Consider the following 17,933-nt stretch of genomic DNA (forward strand, 5'->3'; position numbering starts at 1 on the left):
ACCTCGCTCTCGTTATATCTGTGGCACTCAGTTCTAGCCCCTGCGCTGGCACGTAACAATAACAATAACAGGTACAGCCAAATCATCAGCGTCAGCAAAGGTTACTGTTCGTTAGGCCTGTTTGCTGGGTGTATTAACTTTGCAAATAGGCCATGCTCTGGCGAATTTCTCTTTCAATGTCAGCCTCTGACCAAGTGTTCAACTGTGATGAGAACGGCTCAAAAGCGTAGATGCCCTGATAACCCAGCCGCTCAAGATTTGCCACCTGTTGCTTACTGTTCAACTTATCATGATCGCTAAGCATAATGCGGTCTTCATCAGTCAATGTTGATTTCAATCTGGTCTCTTCGACACCAGATATATGCACCAAACCCAGAATGTCGACGTCAATATGGGCATCAAATTCAGCTTGAGTCATATCACTCAGATAGTAGTGAAAAGTATCCAAAACTATTTTATAGGGTGAAGCAGATTTGCGGATGATGGACTGCGCGAGTAAGTGAGAACGCAATGAGCTTATGCCGAATCCTAAAGGTTCTACTAACCCAGTTATCTGATATTTTTTAAAGAGTGGAGCCAGCAGCTGTAGGGCATCCAATGTATCTTGCTCTTTTTGCTGCGCTGATCGCCGATCGCTGGCGTTGCAGTTCGGGCACAAAATGATGCCATGACAATGAATCGCTTGTGCTTGCTTAAGCATACTTTCTGCCTCTAACAGCAGTGCAGGCCGGTGCTCGGGTAGATTGAAGTATTGCAAAGCATTGATGGTGACAATTTCAATTTCATATTCATCAGCCAATGCATTCAACTGTGTCGTTGTTAACTCATCAGTCACTTTCCCACTAGACATGTCATTACGTAACTCAACCTTACTTAACCCACATTTTCTCACTAGACGGAAAAAACGCTCAATACTTAAGTTGGGCGCGATTTTGCGATTAATACAGAAACGGTCGGGTGCAATAAACATTGTACTTACTCCTACCAAAATAGAGGCTTGGGATAGCTTTCTTTTCCGAGCCGTGAAACTCGGAAAAGAATGGTTGAGTGATCATCAGTGCGAAGCCCTGACCGTCTGATAAAAGGAATTATTTACTCTCACTGTGAATGATCGGTGTTGTCTCTGTCCGTGATTTTTTTGTCCGCTTAGCCAGCATCGCTTCCTCCATATGCTCCAATGCAACCCCTTTGGTTTCAGGCACAAAGCGGCAAATAAACCAATAGCTGAATAAACAGCAGATAGCGAAAATCCACATGGGAAAGGCACCATGGAATTGTGATGAGAGGTACGGCTGGTCATTCATCATCGGGAAGCTTTGTGAAACAGCAAAGTTCGCCACCCACATACAACCGACGGCAATACTCATGCCTTGAGCTCGCATGCGGTTGGGGAAGATCTCAGAAATCAGCACCCAAGTTCCCACCCCCCATGAAAGTGCATAGAAAATCATGAAGAACAGCATGCCAAATAACGCGAGGTAACCAGTCGACTGATTGAAGAGGGCGAATGAGGTGATCAGTAATCCAAGGATGGTGCCAATGGTGCCAAAGCGCATCAGTGGTAAGCGGCCCATTCGATCCATCAACATGGCACCGATAATTGAACCGACTAATTGAAGCACGCCAAGCCAGATGGTTTGGAATAGAGCTTCTTGCATGTTGCCCGTGACCACTTTCAGCACGACCGGCGCGTAATACATCATGACATTGACGCCAGTCACTTGTTGCAGCATTGCCAGCATACAGCCAACAAAAATAATGAAGCGCACTCGGTAATCACGATAGTTCAACCGATTTTTATGTTGTTGCTTATCTTCTGCCAAAGACATTTTTATTTCGTTTAGAACGTTCTGAGCATGGTTAGCATTGGAAACTTTTGTGAGCATCGCTAATGCTTGATCTTCCCTGCCCACCATCACGCTCCAGCGTGGGGATTCAGGGATAAAGAAGACAAAAATGCAAAATAGTGCGCAGGGAATAACCGCCGAACCAATCATCCAACGCCAGCCGTATTCGATCAACCAGAGCTCGGTGGCTTGGCTAGCAATTTTATAGTTGACGTAAAAAATCACGATTTGCCCAAATACAATGGCAAATTGCTGCATGCTGAGCGCCCGCCCTCGCATATTTTTAGGTGAGACTTCAGACATATACATAGGGGAAACCGTGGAGGCTAAACCGACCGCCAACCCACCGATAATTCGGTAGATAACAAAGACCGTGAAAGTGGTTGCCAATGCCGCACCAATAGCCGAAATCGTAAAAAGAGCAGCGGCTAGCATCAGGGCTTTTTTACGCCCCCAGCGCCCAGCAATGGGGCCGGAGATAAAGGCACCGATAATACAACCAATGACCACATTGGAGACGGCCCATCCTGTTTCTGCAGGGCTAAGGTTAAAGTAACTTTTCAGTGAATCTATTGCACCAGAGATAACTGCAGTGTCATAGCCGAATAAGATGCCACCGAGAGCAGCAATGCCGCAGATCCGTAACACATAGCCGGTATTCCTTCTTTGCTGATATGCCATAAAAACTCCGTTTAATGTCCCTTGTCGCCAATCTGCTGCATAAACCTGTTGAGGTGATTAGGCAGGGCAAGAGTTGGATTGAAGTAACGTGCATCCTGTTTAGAATAAGAACATTCATTTCGTTTTTATTAAATAACGGAATATAAATTTTTCGATCCAGCTCAAATATCAAGCTAAAAAACAGCGATCCCAGGTTCGTTAAGCCAATAAAAAATGAATTTAGTCTATTTGTTTTTTTAACATTAGCAGCTTGTTTCAGGTAGAAAGATGAGAAATTGCAGGAGGATGGGCGCATTGCGTAAGGACTCTGAGTTTTTTGATAGTGACTTAAGCTGCTTGCAGGAACTTGCGAAGCATCGCACAAAATAAAATTTCTAAAGAAAGTTATTTGAAACTTTTTTTTCAATAGAATAAAGTCTGCATATCGGCTGGTTGATTCGCCTTTTTGGCGGCTGGTCGCCTTGCGGGCTATCTTGGTACAACGACAAGATAACCCTTTCTGATTGAGTGCATGGTCCGTTAGGTGTCTGGCCTTTAGCCATTTCAATGACCCTTGCGATAACGGCTATTAAGAAGAGGGTGAGACATGAGAATCGTGGGCAACTTTATTGGTGGGAAAGCATCGTTAAGTTCCAGTAATCAAACAGCTGATATTTATAATCCCGCCACCGGTAAAGTGGAGGGCCAAGTGACGCAAAGTACCGCTGAAGAAGTCCATCAGGCAATTGGCGTGGCTCATCAAGCGTTTAACGACTGGTCACAAACAACGCCTCTGCGCCGCGCACGCATCATGTTCAACTTCAAAACTCTGATTGAGCAACACCGTGATGAGCTGGCCGAATTGATTGTTCGTGAACATGGCAAAGTCTACTCCGATGCATTGGGTGAGATAACTCGCGGCTTAGAAGTGGTGGAGTTCGCTTGCGGAATTCCACATCTATTAAAAGGCGAATACTCCGCAGATGTTGGGACAGGGGTTGATAGCTTCTCAATGATGCAACCTCTGGGAGTGGTTGCCGGAATTACGCCATTTAACTTCCCCGCGATGGTGCCAATGTGGATGTTTCCCGTCGCGCTAACTTGCGGCAATACTTTTATTTTGAAGCCACCCGCCCTAGATCCATCCGCGTCTGTTCGCTTGGCTGAACTATTAACCGAAGCTGGATTACCTGATGGGGTCTTCAATGTTGTTCACTGTTCCAATGAAAGTGCAGCTCAACTCTGCACTGACCCACGAATTCAGGCCGTAAGTTTTGTCGGTTCTTCCACCGTTGCAGAGCATATTTACACAACGGCCAGTGCTCATGGTAAGCGCGTACAAGCTTTTGGTGCAGCGAAAAATCAGGCGATTATCATGCCAGATGCCGATCTGGATGCGACGGTAAATGCCTTGATGGGGGGAGCATTCGGGTCCGCCGGTGAGCGTTGTATGGCACTGCCTATCGCGGTTGTCGTCGGCGATAGTACCGCCGATAAATTAATTGAAAAATTGAAACCTCTGATTACTCGCTTACGAGTTGGCCCTGGGCTTCAACAGGGTGGGGAAGAAAATGAAATGGGGCCGCTCATTTCAGCAGCACATCAGAAAAAAGTGCTCGGCTATATTGATCAAGGTATTAAGGAAGGTGCGACCTTAATCACAGATGGCCGTCACTATAACGTTACTGGTTATGAGCAAGGATATTATGTGGGGGGAACATTGTTTGATCATGTCACCCCAGACATGAAAATTTATCAGGAAGAGATCTTTGGCCCTGTGCTGGGGATTGTCAGAGTGCCAGATTACCAAACAGCAATTGATACGGTGAACAGCCATGAATTTGGCAATGGAAGTGCCATTTTTACCAGTAGTGGCCATTATGCGCGGCAGTTTGTTCATGAAGTTCAGGCTGGCATGGTTGGCGTTAATGTGCCGGTTCCCGTGCCGATGGCATTTCACAGCTTTGGCGGTTGGAAGCGTTCTGTTTTCGGCGCATTAAACGTCCATGGTACTGATGGTGTCCGTTTTTACACTCGCATGAAAACAACGACTGCACGTTGGCCAACGGGTCAACAAACGGTTTCAGAGTACAGCATGCCGACATTGGGTTAAGGCCGTTTGAACGTGTTCGCTAGAATTATTTCATGTTGTTAATAGGAGAGTCATCATGTCTTCACTACTTGCAAAATGTCAGTCAGCGGATGCAAATGGGCGTATCCAGCATATCTCACCAGAGAACGCGGGTTGGCGTTTTGTTGGGTTTGATGTCTATCGCCTTGAGGCGGGAAAGGCGCTGCTGATGGAAAGTGGTGACAATGAGCTCTGTCTGGTATTAGTCGCGGGTATAGCCTCCGTTTCTACACAGCGAGCTGAATATCCGCATATTGGTAAACGCATGAGCCCGTTCGAACGAACACCACCTTATTCCGTTTATGTTCCGCACCATGATCATGTAAACGTTGTGGCAGAAACTGACTTAGAATTAGCGGTATGCCGTGCTCCTGCAAAGGGGCATTTACCTTCCCGATTGATCACTCCTGCTGATGTTGGTGTCGAGCGGCGTGGAAAGGGGCGTAATCAGCGGTTGGTGCATAATATTTTGCCGGATAGTGAACCCGCTGACAGTTTGCTGGTGGTTGAAGTTTACACCGATGAAGGGAACACCAGTTCATATCCGAGTCACAAGCATGACCAAGAAGATGCCGCCGATGAAACCTATCTTGAAGAAACCTATTATCACCGGTTAAACCCAGAACAGGGCTTCTGTCTGCAACGCGTTTATACCGACGATCGTTCGTTGGATGAATGTATGCCGGTCTATAACCATGACGTGGTAAAGGTACCGAGGGGTTATCACCCTGTCGCTACACTGGCAGGCTATGACAGTTATTATTTAAATGTGATGGCGGGGCCAGTGAGGCTATGGAAGTTTACTTGGGAAAAAGATCACGCTTGGATCAATAGCGATCACTATCCGATCAAGAAAAGCTAATACGTAACCGTTAATGACTGAGTGAATGGGTAGGATGCTCTACCCATTTCTATTCTAGACCGACCGGAACCAAACTAGGGCTGGAATGGCTTGATGGCTATCCCTAATTTCCCTACGTATTTATTCTTTTGCGTTATTAAGTGCCAAGGATACCGCCAGTGTTTGTGCCAAGCACATCGACGCCACTTGTGAACGGAATCCGTCAACTTGTGCTTCCCGCACGACAAAACACACATCACTAAAAGCCGCTAATGGGCTCACTTGACTGTCCGTAATGGCTATCTGCTGAGCACCGCTTTTAGCGCCTAACTCCACCAGTTCTAATGCTTCTTGTGCATAGGGTGAGTAACTAATAGCGATAACAACATCTTTAGGTTTCACCATACTTAACTGCTCAGCAAACATGCCCCCTAAACCATCAATCAAGAAAGCGCGACGCTCCAAATGGCGTAATGCATAGGTTAGATAAGATGCAACGCTAAACGAACGGCGTAAGCCAATAACATAGATATTGTCGGCATTCTTCAGTAATTCAACGGCTCTATCGAGTTGTTCTGAGCTGGTTTGTACCGCCAACTGTTGCAGAGCTTGCGCATTGACCATGGTAAACACATTTAGTATTTCAGATGGTTTCTCTGGGGCGGTATGGCCATCCGTTGAGGTTTGGCGGAACAACCGAGCACGTTCAGTATAGTTAACCGTTTCTTCCATCAAATGTTGACGGAATACCTGTTTCATTTCATTAAAACCACTGAAACCAAAGGCATTTGCAAACCGAATTAAGGTCGATGGTGGCACACTGGCTTGAGCCGCGATGGAAGCAACTGTATCAAATGCAATGCTATTACTATTATCCAAGATATAACGGGCAACTTGTTTTAAGCGTTTGCTTAACGTCTCATAACGATGACGAATTTGGTCTTGCAACAATGAAAGTTGAGTCGGGTTATTCATCCATTCGGCCCACGGCAGAGGAAAATTAAGAAGCAATCTGTCAGGCATTCTAACAGATGGTTGGTAAATTTCATTTACTGATGGTGGCATTGGGTTTTATTTCATTGCAACTTGAATCAGTTCACAAACCATATTAATGGAAAAGCTTGTAACCTAAAGCGAATACTTTATTAAGTTTGACAAGAATCAGGATTTTTTCAGGTGAATTGGGAATAAATAGCGTAGATAGCAGCATAATGGCGCTAACGTACTCGTGACGTAGCGCCTATAAATGATAGGTTAGATGGGGGCTATGGGCCGATAAGAACGCCAATATCGAATGAGCGTTTGGTAATTTTGTTTCACTTGTTTTATGAGCTCCCCATCATTCAATTCACCTTGTAGCCATTGACGTGATGCTTGCCCAAAAATGGTCCGGCCGACAGCAAAACCTTTAACCCAAGTCGCCTGCGCGGCAGCGGCAAAACCCGCTTTTAATCGGGCTTCAGAAGAGTCCAGACCCAGTATCAGTACACCACGGCAATAGGGATCTTGAGCTTCGATTAGTTGACCTATTTGTTGCCAGTTGTCTGCACTAAGCGGCGGGAGTTTCCACCAATCCGGCTGAACACCTAACTGATAGAAATGAGCCATAGTTTCAATGTAATAACGCTCATCCTTATCATTATTATCTTCAGGTAAAATCACTTCTAGCAGGAGTTCATGCCCCGATTTACAGCATCCACGATAGACGTCAAGAATCAGTTCATCTTGTTGTTGGCGCAGCTTCGCGCTGTCTTTGGGATGATAAAAAACCAAACATTTCACGACGTGTTCTAGCGGCCAATCGATAAGTTGGGAACCAATATTGCCATGTTCAAGCTGTAACGGCCGAGAACTGGGGAGTTCGATAGGGCGACCTATCCACCACCCTTTACCAGTAATCGTATTGAGGGCTTCTTGGCCATAAGTTGTATCTGCCAAAATGCCGCTTTTATGCTCTAACCCCGATTCAAAAGCAGCCTGCTGTGCCGCTTGGAGTAATAGCATTTTGAGTTTAGGGATACGTTGTTCACTCACGCCTGCTTCACGAGCCATATCCGCCAATTGTTTACGGTGATCAAAAGCGAAAACACAAAGTTCAGGCCATTGCTGCTTACGTGTGGTCACTCGGTGTAAATGATTCAGACGGGCATCGTTATCAGGGCGTGGAACCGCGTTTTCACGGCGAAGATAATCATCTAACTCAATTTTTGTTGGCATGGCTGGTGCGCAACCGTGGCGTGAAACAACGAGCGCACCACAAGCATTCGCATAACGGCACGCCTGTTCCCAGCCCTCATCATTGAGGTAGCCACGCAGTAGGCCAGACATAAATGCATCGCCCGCACCCAGCACATTTAACACCTCGACCCGCACACCGGAGTGCAGTTTGACGGCTTCCCAGTTTGAAGGAATAACCGCTTCAAACACCGAACAACCTTGTGCTCCGCGCTTACAAACCAGCGTTGCCTGTGTGGCTTTGCGCACATTACGGAGTGCTGTCAGGGTATCAGTGCTCCCCCCTGCAATATGGAATTCTTCTTCTGTGCCAACAATTAAATCAAAATGATGCAGCACTTCCTGTAATTCCTGCGTCACTTTTTGCGATTCAATGAAACGCGTTTCACCATCGCCAAGTGATGTCAGCCCCCAAAGCACTGGGCGGTAATCAATATCTAATGCTGTCCGTAGGCCATGTTTATGAGCGTATTCTAATGCTTTAAGCACGGCAGCTCGGGTATTCGGATGTGAAAGGTGGGTACCGGTGATAGCTAATGCTTTTGAAGACGCAATATAGGACTCGTCAATATCGTCTGGTACCAAGGCCATGTCCGCGCAATTCTCGCGGTAAAAGATCAGTGGGAAAGTTTCTTGATCTTTAATACCCAGAATGACCAGCCCAGTCAGACGCTGCTTATCTGTAATCAGAAAACGAGTGTCAGCCCCAACGCGCTGTAACTCCTCTCGCAAGAAACGGCCCATGTGTTCATCACCTACACGTGCCAGCATGCCGGACTTTAAGCCCTGAATGGCTGTGCCATAAGCCACATTACCGGATGAACCACCTAAATATTTGGCAAATGTGCTGGTATCTTCCAGACGAGCACCTATCTGTTGCCCATAAAAATCAACGGCAATACGCCCGATACATATGACATCCAGCACCTTGTGTTGTGTCCCCATCCCCATTTCCTTTTTGATTAAACCAAGCCCCGACAATGACCGATGAAATGATTCTGTTTTGACGTTTCTAAAATGAGTATGAGGAATAAATATTTCAATTTCAAGGTTGGATGAAATTTATTCCCCGGCAATGTGACACAGATAAAAGCCTGATATAGCGTATTACGATAGGACTCAGATCAAGCATTTACATCGGTTATTAATGGCTTTTTAGGACGAAAAAACAAATTTAGAAATACAATAAAACCAAACCATATCAATTAAATATGTATTTTTGATGATGAGGAGAAATGACGTGTTGCTGCTCTGAACGTGAATGCCTCAGTCATTGCACCACTCAACCGATTATTTGATCTTCATCGCACAATGAAATGTTTCTTCTGTATTGTTATTTTATGAAAAAAATATTTGTTTATAATCCCTGCTATGTTTCAACGCACTGCCGCCAGCACAGTAGAAGCCCTCAAATCGGCTCTACTCTTCGTCAGGCATTCTTAGGCGCTGGATTTTCGGTTGCCAAGGCTTCAGGCAAATAGGGCAAAGGAAGGGTAAATGAAAAAGATCCGGTTAACCACAGCACAGGCATTGGTCCGGTTTTTGGATAATCAATACCTGCAAGTCGATGGCCAAGAAATCAAATTTATCAAAGGGATTTTTGCTATTTTTGGCCATGGTAATGTGCTGGGGGTTGGACAAGCACTTGAACAAGATTGTGGTGACTTGGTGGTTCATCAGGGCCGGAATGAACAAGGAATGGCCCATGCAGCGACGGGGTTTGCCAAACAAAAACTGCGTCAACAAATCTATGCCTGTACATCATCTGTCGGGCCGGGTAGCGCCAATATGGTCACGGCAGCTGCAACGGCAACTGCTAACCGAATCCCACTATTATTGCTTCCTGGCGATGTGTTCGCATCGCGGCAACCCGATCCAGTTCTGCAACAAATTGAACAATCCCATGATCTGAGTATTAGCACCAATGATGCATTCAAACCGGTGAGTAAATACTGGGATCGCATTACACGGCCAGAACAACTGATGAGCGCCTGTATCAATGCGATGCGGGTACTGACAGACCCAGCAGAAACTGGCGCGGTGACACTTTGCTTACCACAAGATGTTCAGGCTGAAGCCTACGATTATCCGGATTATTTCTTCCAAAAACGTGTGCATCGTTTAGACCGTCGGCCTGCCAGTGCAGCGATGCTGGCAGATGCTATTGCATTACTGACATCCAAAAGAAAGCCGATTCTAGTCTGTGGCGGTGGCGTGAAATACTCGCAAGCCGGTCAGGCATTGCAGCGATTTGCCGAATGCTTTGGTGTGCCATGGGTAGAAACCCAAGCAGGCAAAGGCACTCTCAGTTCCGAACATGAATTGAATCTTGGCGGCATAGGTGAAACGGGCTGTCTGGCCGCGAATACATTGGCGCAACAAGCTGATTTAATCATTGGTGTCGGCACGCGCTATTCCGATTTCACCACCTCGTCAAAATGGTTGTTCCAAAACCCAGAAGTTTCATTCCTTAATATCAATGTCAGCGCCTTCGATGCCGGTAAATTAGATGGCTTACAACTATTGGCAGATGCGCGAGAGGCGTTATCGGCATTGCATCAGAAACTCGGCATTACCGGTTATCAGGCCAGTTGGGGCAGCGAAATATCAAGGATGCGCGCAGAGCAATTAGCGGAGACTCAACGGGTCTATCAGGTTGAGTACTGCAAAGATGATTTCATCCCTGAAATCAATGACCACTTGGATCGGGAACAAGTTTTTGCTGAGTTTATGGCTCAAACGGGGTCTTTCCTAACGCAAAGTCAGGTGCTGGGCGTATTGAATAGCCAATTACCTCATGATGCAGTCATTGTTGCGGCGGCTGGCAGTTTACCCGGTGATTTACAGCGAGTGTGGCGGACCAAAGGGGAAAATAGCTACCACGTTGAATATGGCTATTCCTGCATGGGGTATGAGGTCAGTGCGGCCTTGGGGGTGAAACTCGCCGAACCGAACCGTGAAGTCTATTCGTTGGTCGGTGATGGCGCTTTTATGATGCTGCATTCCGAGCTGGTGACCTCCATTCAAGAGCGCTGCAAAATCAACGTTATCCTGTTCGATAACATGACGAATGGCTGCATCAACAACCTCCAGATGGAACATGGCATGGATAGCTATGCCACTGAATTCCGTTTTCGCAATCAGGAAACGGGCCAACTGGATGGCGGTTTTGTGCCAGTCGATTTTGCCATGTTGGCGGCGGCATATGGCTGTAAAACTTATCGTGTTTCCACCGAACAGCAATTGGTTGACGCCTTAGCTGATGCCCGCTTGCAGACAGTTTCAACCTTGATAGACATAAAAGTATTGCCAAAGACCATGGTACATAAATACCTAAGTTGGTGGCGGGTAGGGGTTGCTCAGGTCTCTGAAAGTGAAAGAACTGACGCCGTAGTCCGTGAGTTGGAAAAAAATATTGCCAAAGCACGCGACTATTAAAGGAATGTGAAGCCGTAAAACGAGCAGGTATCACCTGCAAACCGAAACTTCATGAGGAAAATAATATGCCGTTAAATATTGGCGTGATCGGAACAGGTGCTATTGGTCAGGATCATATTCGTCGTTGTAGTCAGGTTTTGCAGGGTAGCCGCGTTGTTGCCGTGACTGATATCAACCGTGAACATGCCACTAAAGTTATTCGCGATCTCGGTATTGAAGCGAATGTTTACGCTGATGGCTATGAAGTGATTAAGGCGAAAGAAGTGGATGCGGTATTGGTCACTTCTTGGGGGCCGAGCCACGAAGAGTTTGTTCTAGTGGCCATTGCCGCAGGGAAATACGTCTTTTGCGAGAAACCTCTGGCCGTGACTGCCGAAGGATGCAAACGCATTGTCGAAGCAGAAGCCGCGCAAGGTAAACGCTTAGTTCAGGTTGGGTTTATGCGCCCTTATGATCAGGGCTATCGCGCACTGAAAGAGGTGATTACCAGCGGGAAAATTGGCGAGCCATTGATGCTGCATTGTGCCCACCGTAACCCAACTGTGGGTGAGAACTACACCACGGATATGGCGATTACGGACACACTAATCCATGAGATTGATGTATTACGCTGGTTGCTCGATGATGATTATGTCTCAGTACAAGTTGTTTTCCCTCGCAAAGCTAAGCATGCCAAAACACACCTGAAAGACCCGCAGATCGTGTTATTTGAAACGGCGAAAGGGACGCGTATTGACGTCGAAATTTTTGTGAACTGCCAATATGGCTACGACATTCAATGTGAAGTTGTTGGTGATAGCGGTATCGCAAAATTGCCAGAACCATCGTCAGTATTGTTGCGCAGTGAAGCTCGGCTATCACATGAAATTTTAACTGATTGGAAAGATCGCTTTATCGACGCCTATGACGTTGAGTTACAAGCTTTTATCAATGATGTGCTGGCAGAAAAACTCACTGGGCCGTCTGCTTGGGATGGTTTTGCTGCCGCAGTCACCGCTGATGCTTGTATTGCCGCTCAGCTCAGTGGCGAAATTGTTCCCGTCGGTTTGCCTCAACGACCTGTTTTTTATAATAAATAATATTGATACCTGCTACTTGTGCGTCAGCCATCATGCTGCCGCATAGCCATACTTTATTTGTATTCATCTACATAAATTGGATATATCACCGAGGCTTATTATGAATAAAGATCGTGTGAAGTTGGCAATCGCGCCGATTGGTTGGACGAATGATGATATGCCTGATTTAGGCAAAGAAAACACCTTCCAACAATGTATCAGCGAGATGGCACTGGCTGGATTTACCGGCAGTGAAGTAGGCAGTAAATACCCACGAGATCCCAACGTACTGAAACCTATGCTTGAACTGCGAGGCTTAGAGATATGCAATGCTTGGTTCAGTACTTTCTTTGCTGACAATCAATACGCTAAAACCCTAGATGAATTCACTAATCATATGAATTTCCTCCATGCGATGGGGGCTAAAGTGATCGGTTGTTCAGAACAAAGTAAGAGTATTCAAGGGACCACAAAAGCCGTCTTTGAAGAGAAACCTTACTTTACGGATGCAGAATGGCAACGCGTGGCTGAAGGGTATAACGCGTTAGCCAAAATCGCTGCCACCAAAGGTATGCAAGTCTGTTTACACCACCATATGGGAACAGGTATTCAAACCAGCGAAGAAATAGACCGCTATATGAGTATGGTTAACGACGATGTTTATCTGCTCTTCGATACCGGTCATGCCTACTATTCCGAAGGCAGTCAGGAAGCCATGTTAGCCATTCTAGAAAAATACTTACCGCGTATTAATCATGTCCATCTAAAAGACGTTCGTGATGAGGTTGTCGCTGAAGTTAAAGCCAAAAAACTCAGTTTCCTGGATGGCGTTAAAAAGGGCACTTTTACTGTCCCCGGTGATGGCGTGATTGATTTTAAACCGGTATTTAAGCTGCTCGATGAAAAAGGCTATCAAGGATGGATGGTAGTTGAAGCAGAGCAAGACCCCGCAATCGCTAATCCATTTGAGTATGCCGTGAGGGCGCGAGGTTATATTGAGGCGGTGGCCGGTATTTAGTTATACCCGTCATCTTTCAAATTGCAGGTGTGTTGGCTACGTTCGTTCACCCGAATCACTGACTTGAGTCAGCTCATCGGGATTCACTTGCTTGCCGCCTGCCTGCAATCTGAAATCTATAGGGTATAAGCGTGAGCCAACTTTCAAATTGCAGGTGTGTTGGCTTCGCTCGTTCACCTGAATCACTGACTTGAGTCAGCTCATCGGGATTCACTTGCTTGCCGCCTGCCTGCAATCTGAAATCTATAGGGTATAAGTGTGAGTCATCTTTCAAATTGCAGGTGTGTTGGCATCGGGGATAGGTTGGCACACTATCCCGATGATTAACCGGAAATCTTAAGTCGGCCCATATGGTGAGCGGCAACAAACTGACCATCGCGGAAGGCAAAATGTGGACTGGTTCCTTCAATCTCAAACCCAAACTTACGGTAAAGCGCGATCGCTGCGGCGTTATCGACAAACACCGTAAGCTCAATACGTTGTATATTCAGCCAGTTATCGCATAAATCAATCATGCAAGCCATTAACGCACTACCCACACCTTTCCCGCAATAATGTGCATCAACCGCAATACCGAAGGTCGCGACATGGCGTCGGCGTGCTCGTTGATTCGCTTCAATCGCCAGACTTCCAATGATTTCATCGTCAATGCATGCGACCAAGCTATGCAAGCCCGCGGGAATATCTCTAATCTTCTTTGCCCACATATCTTGTGACGGTAGCGGAAGTTGTAATGTGTCGCGATAAACCTGTGGATGAGAAAACAACTGCTGTAAAGCCGGATAGTCGGTAGATTCCACATGGCGTATCTGCACATTTTCCATAAACAAATCCTTACTCTTAGTGTTTGAATTACCTGATAAAAGATGGTTTAACTTACCTGATCCAATAAAATTGGAATTGGCTAAAAAAAACACTTTACAAGTGAGAGTGATAATGATTATCATTGTCGTGCTTTCAGATGAGACCATCACAGTTTAGGTGTTCACATTACGAAGGCACGACATTGCTCACATTGCTTCCAGTGTTTACTTAGCCAGCCGGGTGCTGGCTTTTTTTTTTGCCTATTTCCACTGCTTATCTTGGGTCCAAAAATGACCATACCCAAGTTATCTCAACGTATCCACTCTCTAATTGCTTCAATTTCAAATCATTTGTATTTCACCTAACTAATCAGTCGAATTTTTTGAACAGAGGGGTGAGTTTTTTACGCTTTCATATTCTCCAGCGACATCTAGACTAAGGAAAACGTTGAGGAGAACTGAACATGATTTATTTACGCAAAGCAGAAGAACGTGGCCATGCTAATCACGGTTGGCTGGATAGCTGGCATACCTTCTCATTCGCTGATTACTACGATCCTGAATTTATGGGTTTTTCAGCGCTGCGGGTGATTAACGAAGATGTCATTGATGCTGGGCAGGGGTTTGGTACTCATCCTCATAAAGACATGGAAATCCTGACCTACGTGCTATCGGGCACTGTTGAGCACCAAGACAGCATGGGCAATAAAGAACAGGTCCATGCAGGTGAATTCCAGATTATGAGCGCGGGTACCGGCATCCGCCATTCAGAATATAATGGGCGAGATGACCAACCCCTGCATCTCTATCAAATTTGGATTATTCCCAATAAAACCGGTTTAGCACCGCGATATGAGCAGCAAATGTTCGACATCCCGCAAGGGCGGCAGTTAGTGTTGTCACCGGATGCCCGTGAGGGGTCGTTGAAAGTGTTCCAAGACATGACACTGTGGCGTTGGGCATTGAAGCGTGAAGAGCAGTCTATTTATCAGCCACAAGCTGAGCGCCGTATCTGGATACAGGTGGTTCGCGGCAATGTGTCCATTAATGGACATCGTGCTGGTACCAGCGACGCATTGGCAATCTGGGATGAAGCCGCTCTGTCGATTCATGCAGATGAAGACAGCGAAATTTTGCTGTTCGACTTACCGCCGGTTTAAGTTTTTGAACTGAGAATGAAAAGGGTACATGCATCGCGCTGTACCCTTTTTTAATGGATGCGGTTCCTCTCCATTGCCCAGCCAATTTATCGTTTGCATGCCGCCTCGCTATCACGCTAATTACTTTGGGTATCTGCCCTTAATTTTTGCTAGAATTATCTTCCGTTTACTCAGCCTCAGTTCATTGATAATGAAGAAAAAAAGGCCAGTGCTACAAGATGTCGCCGATATGGTTGGGGTCACTAAAATGACCGTCAGCCGCTATTTGCGTAATCCAGAACAAGTTTCTGCGGTTTTACAGAAAAAAATTGCGCTGGCATTAGATGAACTAGGCTACATCCCTAACCGTGCCCCCGATATTCTTTCAAACGCCACCAGTCATGCCATTGGTGTGTTGTTGCCGTCATTAACCAATCAGGTATTTGCCGAGGTACTGCGCGGCATTGAGAGCGTGACGGATGCGCATGGTTATCAGACGATGCTGGCGCATTACGGTTATCGGAAAGAGCGTGAAGAGCAGCGCCTCACGTCGTTACTCTCCTACAATATCGATGGACTGATCCTTTCTGAACGTCACCATACTGCGCGGACCTTGAAAATGATTGAGGTCGCGGGCATTCCGGTGATTGAGCTGATGGACTGTGCTTCACCTTGCCTTGATTTGGCTGTCGGCTTTAACAACTTTGAAGCAGCAAGGCAGATGACACAGCAGATTATCGCCAAAGGCCATCGATACGTGGTCTATTTTGGCGCGCGTCAGGATGAGCGAACGGTCATTAAGCAGCAAGGTTATGAGCAAGCGATGCGTGAATCAGGATTGGTGCCGATGAGTGTGATGACCAGCCGGTCGTCATCTTATTCAGCAGGAGCAGAGCTATTGCTTGAAGCACAAGCCAGTTACCCGCAAATCGACAGTATTTTCTGCACCAATGATGACTTGGCCATTGGGGCCGTATTTGAATGCCAGCGTCAGGGGCTATCCATCCCGCATGATATGGCGATAGCCGGCTTCCATGGTCATGATATTGGCCAGTCGATGGTGCCGAAGCTGGCCAGTGTGCTGACCCCACGTGAAAGAATGGGGCAAATTGGTGCCGAGCGGTTATTGGCTCGATTGCGCGGAGAGGTGGTCACACCCAAGATGGTTGATGTGGGTTTCACCATCCTCCCCGGCGGCAGTATTTAACGCCGTATCACCTAAATCACCATCGATAGCAGCAGGCAACCGATCAGACCACAGACTGAAATAATGGTTTCCAGTACTGACCACGATTTAAAGGTTTCCACGATGGTCAGGTTGAAATACTCCTTGAACAGCCAGAAGCCAGGATCGTTAACGTGAGAGAAAATCACGCTACCGGAACCTACGGCAATTACCATCAACTCTGGGCTAGCACCGGTTGTGGCGATTAACGGAGCCACGATACCGCCAGCCGTAATCGCGGCGACCGTCGCTGATCCTAGCGCGATACGCAGTACTGCAGCGATGGTCCAAGCCATCAGGATTGGTGATAAGCCACTGCTATTCATCATGCCGGCAATGTAATGATCGACACCGCTGTCGACGAGAACCTGTTTGAAAGCCCCGCCACCGCCAATCACCAACAGCATCATTGCGATGATTTTAATGGAGTCACTCACGGTATCCATCACCGACTCCATTGAACGACCGCGGTTTAAGCCAAAAGTGAAAATCGCGATCAACACAGCAATCAGGGTCGCGATGACGGGGTCGCCGAAGAATTCAGCATAAGAGAGGATAGGGTGGCCTTTAGGCAAAATCATCTCTGCAACGGCACGTAGCGCCATCAAAATGACGGGAACTAACGCCGTGCTGACACTGACGCCAAAGCTTGGCATTTCTTCATCGGTGAAGGTTTTCGGGTTATACAGCCCCTCAGGAACCGGCTTATCAATCCCTTTCAAGAAACGGGCAAATACCGGGCCGGCCAAAATCACCGTAGGAATCGCCAATAACGTCCCGTACAGCAGGGTTTTACCCATATCAGCGTGGAATATCGTGGCAATTGCGGTAGGGCCAGGGTGAGGAGGCAAGAAACCGTGAGTCACCGACAGGGCTGCGGCCATAGGCACCCCCACATACAGCAGCGGAATGCGAGCTGAAGCGGCGATGCTGAAGACTAATGGCAGTAACAAGACGAAACCGACTTCATAGAACAGGGCGAAACCGACAGTAAAACCGGTTAATACCACCGCCCATTGAATGTGTTTTTTACCGAATTTATCGATCAAGGTGGTGGCAATTCGTTGAGCGCCCCCACAGTCGGCCAGTAGTTTGCCAAGCATGGCACCAAAGCCCATGATTAATGCCAAACTCCCTAGCGTTCCACCGACCCCTGCTTTGATTGAGCTGACCACTTTATCGACCGGCATCCCTTGCATGATACCGACCGCCAGCGCGACCAGTATCAAGGAGATAAACCCGTTGAGTTTGAAACGGATCATCAGTAACAGCAGCATGGCGACGCCAACTGCAACAATGACTAATGGCATGGTATTTCTCCACTTACGTTAAGTAACTATCTATTCTAGTTATATTTTTCAGTCATCTTCACAGGCAGTAGGGAAAGGAAGGTGACCCTTGTTTTATCAATTACACTCAGCCTTTCGGGTCAGCGTAACGATGTGGTTAGGTCCAATGACGATGTTCTATCCTTTGTGATAAAAGTCACATCTCCATTTGTTACCGGTATCATGATACCGGTAACATGATAAAATACG

The 17,933-nt window shown here is 46.8% G+C and carries 13 protein-coding genes; 7 read left to right on the forward strand and 6 right to left on the reverse strand.

The genetic code is table 11. The features are described from left to right. Window positions 1-133: 133 nt before the first annotated feature. Both DA391_RS00600 and DA391_RS00605 read right to left on the reverse strand, forming a co-directional pair. Window positions 134-970 (reverse strand): TIM barrel protein, encoded by an 837-nt coding sequence (locus DA391_RS00600; RefSeq protein ID WP_050287168.1) that lies wholly within the window; start codon window positions 968-970, stop codon window positions 134-136. Window positions 971-1,088: 118 nt separating this feature from the next. Continuing rightward, window positions 1,089-2,528, reverse strand: coding sequence for a sugar porter family MFS transporter (locus tag DA391_RS00605; protein ID WP_108087248.1), 1,440 nt, complete (start codon window positions 2,526-2,528; stop codon window positions 1,089-1,091). A 586-nt stretch (window positions 2,529-3,114) separates the two neighbouring features. On the opposite strand from DA391_RS00605, the gene DA391_RS00610 reads away from it, so the two are divergent. Next, window positions 3,115-4,620, forward strand: a complete 1,506-nt coding sequence (locus DA391_RS00610; protein WP_108087249.1) for a CoA-acylating methylmalonate-semialdehyde dehydrogenase — start codon at window positions 3,115-3,117, stop codon at window positions 4,618-4,620. A gap of 55 nt (window positions 4,621-4,675) precedes the next feature. Next, complete coding sequence (iolB, locus tag DA391_RS00615) at window positions 4,676-5,500, forward strand: 5-deoxy-glucuronate isomerase (RefSeq protein WP_057651318.1); 825 nt, start codon at window positions 4,676-4,678, stop codon at window positions 5,498-5,500. 120 nt (window positions 5,501-5,620) lie between these two features. On the opposite strand, the gene DA391_RS00620 is transcribed toward iolB, so the two are convergent. Next, on the reverse strand, window positions 5,621-6,454 hold the full coding sequence (locus tag DA391_RS00620; protein ID WP_042806980.1) for a MurR/RpiR family transcriptional regulator: 834 nt from the start codon (window positions 6,452-6,454) through the stop codon (window positions 5,621-5,623). Between the two features lie 279 nt (window positions 6,455-6,733). Beyond that, window positions 6,734-8,659: a bifunctional 5-dehydro-2-deoxygluconokinase/5-dehydro-2-deoxyphosphogluconate aldolase gene (locus DA391_RS00625; RefSeq protein WP_057644883.1), complete on the reverse strand. Its 1,926-nt coding sequence runs from the start codon at window positions 8,657-8,659 to the stop codon at window positions 6,734-6,736. A gap of 552 nt (window positions 8,660-9,211) precedes the next feature. Here DA391_RS00625 and iolD point away from each other — a divergent pair. The 3 genes from iolD to iolE all read left to right on the forward strand — a co-directional run bounded on the left by iolD (window position 9,212) and on the right by iolE (window position 13,228). Further along, complete coding sequence (iolD, locus tag DA391_RS00630) at window positions 9,212-11,152, forward strand: 3D-(3,5/4)-trihydroxycyclohexane-1,2-dione acylhydrolase (decyclizing) (RefSeq protein ID WP_050879316.1); 1,941 nt, start codon at window positions 9,212-9,214, stop codon at window positions 11,150-11,152. Between the two features lie 65 nt (window positions 11,153-11,217). After that, entirely contained in the window at window positions 11,218-12,231 is a 1,014-nt protein-coding gene (locus tag DA391_RS00635; protein WP_108087250.1) for a Gfo/Idh/MocA family protein, read from the forward strand. Window positions 12,232-12,331: 100 nt separating this feature from the next. Beyond that, complete coding sequence (gene iolE, locus DA391_RS00640; RefSeq protein ID WP_050873913.1) at window positions 12,332-13,228, forward strand: myo-inosose-2 dehydratase; 897 nt, start codon at window positions 12,332-12,334, stop codon at window positions 13,226-13,228. A 323-nt stretch (window positions 13,229-13,551) separates the two neighbouring features. Here the strand turns inward: iolE and DA391_RS00650 are convergent, their stop codons facing one another. Beyond that, entirely contained in the window at window positions 13,552-14,052 is a 501-nt protein-coding gene (locus DA391_RS00650; RefSeq protein ID WP_108087252.1) for a GNAT family N-acetyltransferase, read from the reverse strand. Window positions 14,053-14,495: 443 nt separating this feature from the next. On the opposite strand from DA391_RS00650, the gene DA391_RS00655 reads away from it, so the two are divergent. Next, a complete protein-coding gene (locus DA391_RS00655) occupies window positions 14,496-15,191 on the forward strand; it encodes a pirin family protein (protein ID WP_019212764.1) in 696 nt (231 codons plus the stop codon). 190 nt (window positions 15,192-15,381) lie between these two features. Beyond that, a complete protein-coding gene (gene gntR, locus DA391_RS00660) occupies window positions 15,382-16,377 on the forward strand; it encodes a gluconate operon transcriptional repressor GntR (protein ID WP_042806982.1) in 996 nt (331 codons plus the stop codon). An 11-nt stretch (window positions 16,378-16,388) separates the two neighbouring features. Here the strand turns inward: gntR and gntT are convergent, their stop codons facing one another. Further along, complete coding sequence (gene gntT, locus DA391_RS00665) at window positions 16,389-17,705, reverse strand: gluconate transporter (RefSeq protein WP_108087253.1); 1,317 nt, start codon at window positions 17,703-17,705, stop codon at window positions 16,389-16,391. Window positions 17,706-17,933 lie beyond the last annotated feature (228 nt).

The sequence above is a fragment of the Yersinia massiliensis genome (assembly GCF_003048255.1).
Lineage (GTDB): Bacteria > Pseudomonadota > Gammaproteobacteria > Enterobacterales > Enterobacteriaceae > Yersinia > Yersinia massiliensis_A.

What these genes read in the sequence shown, in the direction of transcription:
- DA391_RS00600 (WP_050287168.1), bottom strand. Translation starts at nt 970, where the DNA reads ATGTTTATTGCACCCGACCGTTTCTGTATTAATCGCAAAATCGCGCCC.
- DA391_RS00605 (WP_108087248.1), bottom strand. Translation starts at nt 2,528, where the DNA reads ATGGCATATCAGCAAAGAAGGAATACCGGCTATGTGTTACGGATCTGC.
- DA391_RS00610 (WP_108087249.1), top strand. Translation starts at nt 3,115, where the DNA reads ATGAGAATCGTGGGCAACTTTATTGGTGGGAAAGCATCGTTAAGTTCC.
- iolB (WP_057651318.1), top strand. Translation starts at nt 4,676, where the DNA reads ATGTCTTCACTACTTGCAAAATGTCAGTCAGCGGATGCAAATGGGCGT.
- DA391_RS00620 (WP_042806980.1), bottom strand. Translation starts at nt 6,454, where the DNA reads ATGAATAACCCGACTCAACTTTCATTGTTGCAAGACCAAATTCGTCAT.
- DA391_RS00625 (WP_057644883.1), bottom strand. Translation starts at nt 8,659, where the DNA reads ATGGGGACACAACACAAGGTGCTGGATGTCATATGTATCGGGCGTATT.
- iolD (WP_050879316.1), top strand. Translation starts at nt 9,212, where the DNA reads ATGAAAAAGATCCGGTTAACCACAGCACAGGCATTGGTCCGGTTTTTG.
- DA391_RS00635 (WP_108087250.1), top strand. Translation starts at nt 11,218, where the DNA reads ATGCCGTTAAATATTGGCGTGATCGGAACAGGTGCTATTGGTCAGGAT.
- iolE (WP_050873913.1), top strand. Translation starts at nt 12,332, where the DNA reads ATGAATAAAGATCGTGTGAAGTTGGCAATCGCGCCGATTGGTTGGACG.
- DA391_RS00650 (WP_108087252.1), bottom strand. Translation starts at nt 14,052, where the DNA reads ATGGAAAATGTGCAGATACGCCATGTGGAATCTACCGACTATCCGGCT.
- DA391_RS00655 (WP_019212764.1), top strand. Translation starts at nt 14,496, where the DNA reads ATGATTTATTTACGCAAAGCAGAAGAACGTGGCCATGCTAATCACGGT.
- gntR (WP_042806982.1), top strand. Translation starts at nt 15,382, where the DNA reads ATGAAGAAAAAAAGGCCAGTGCTACAAGATGTCGCCGATATGGTTGGG.
- gntT (WP_108087253.1), bottom strand. Translation starts at nt 17,705, where the DNA reads ATGCCATTAGTCATTGTTGCAGTTGGCGTCGCCATGCTGCTGTTACTG.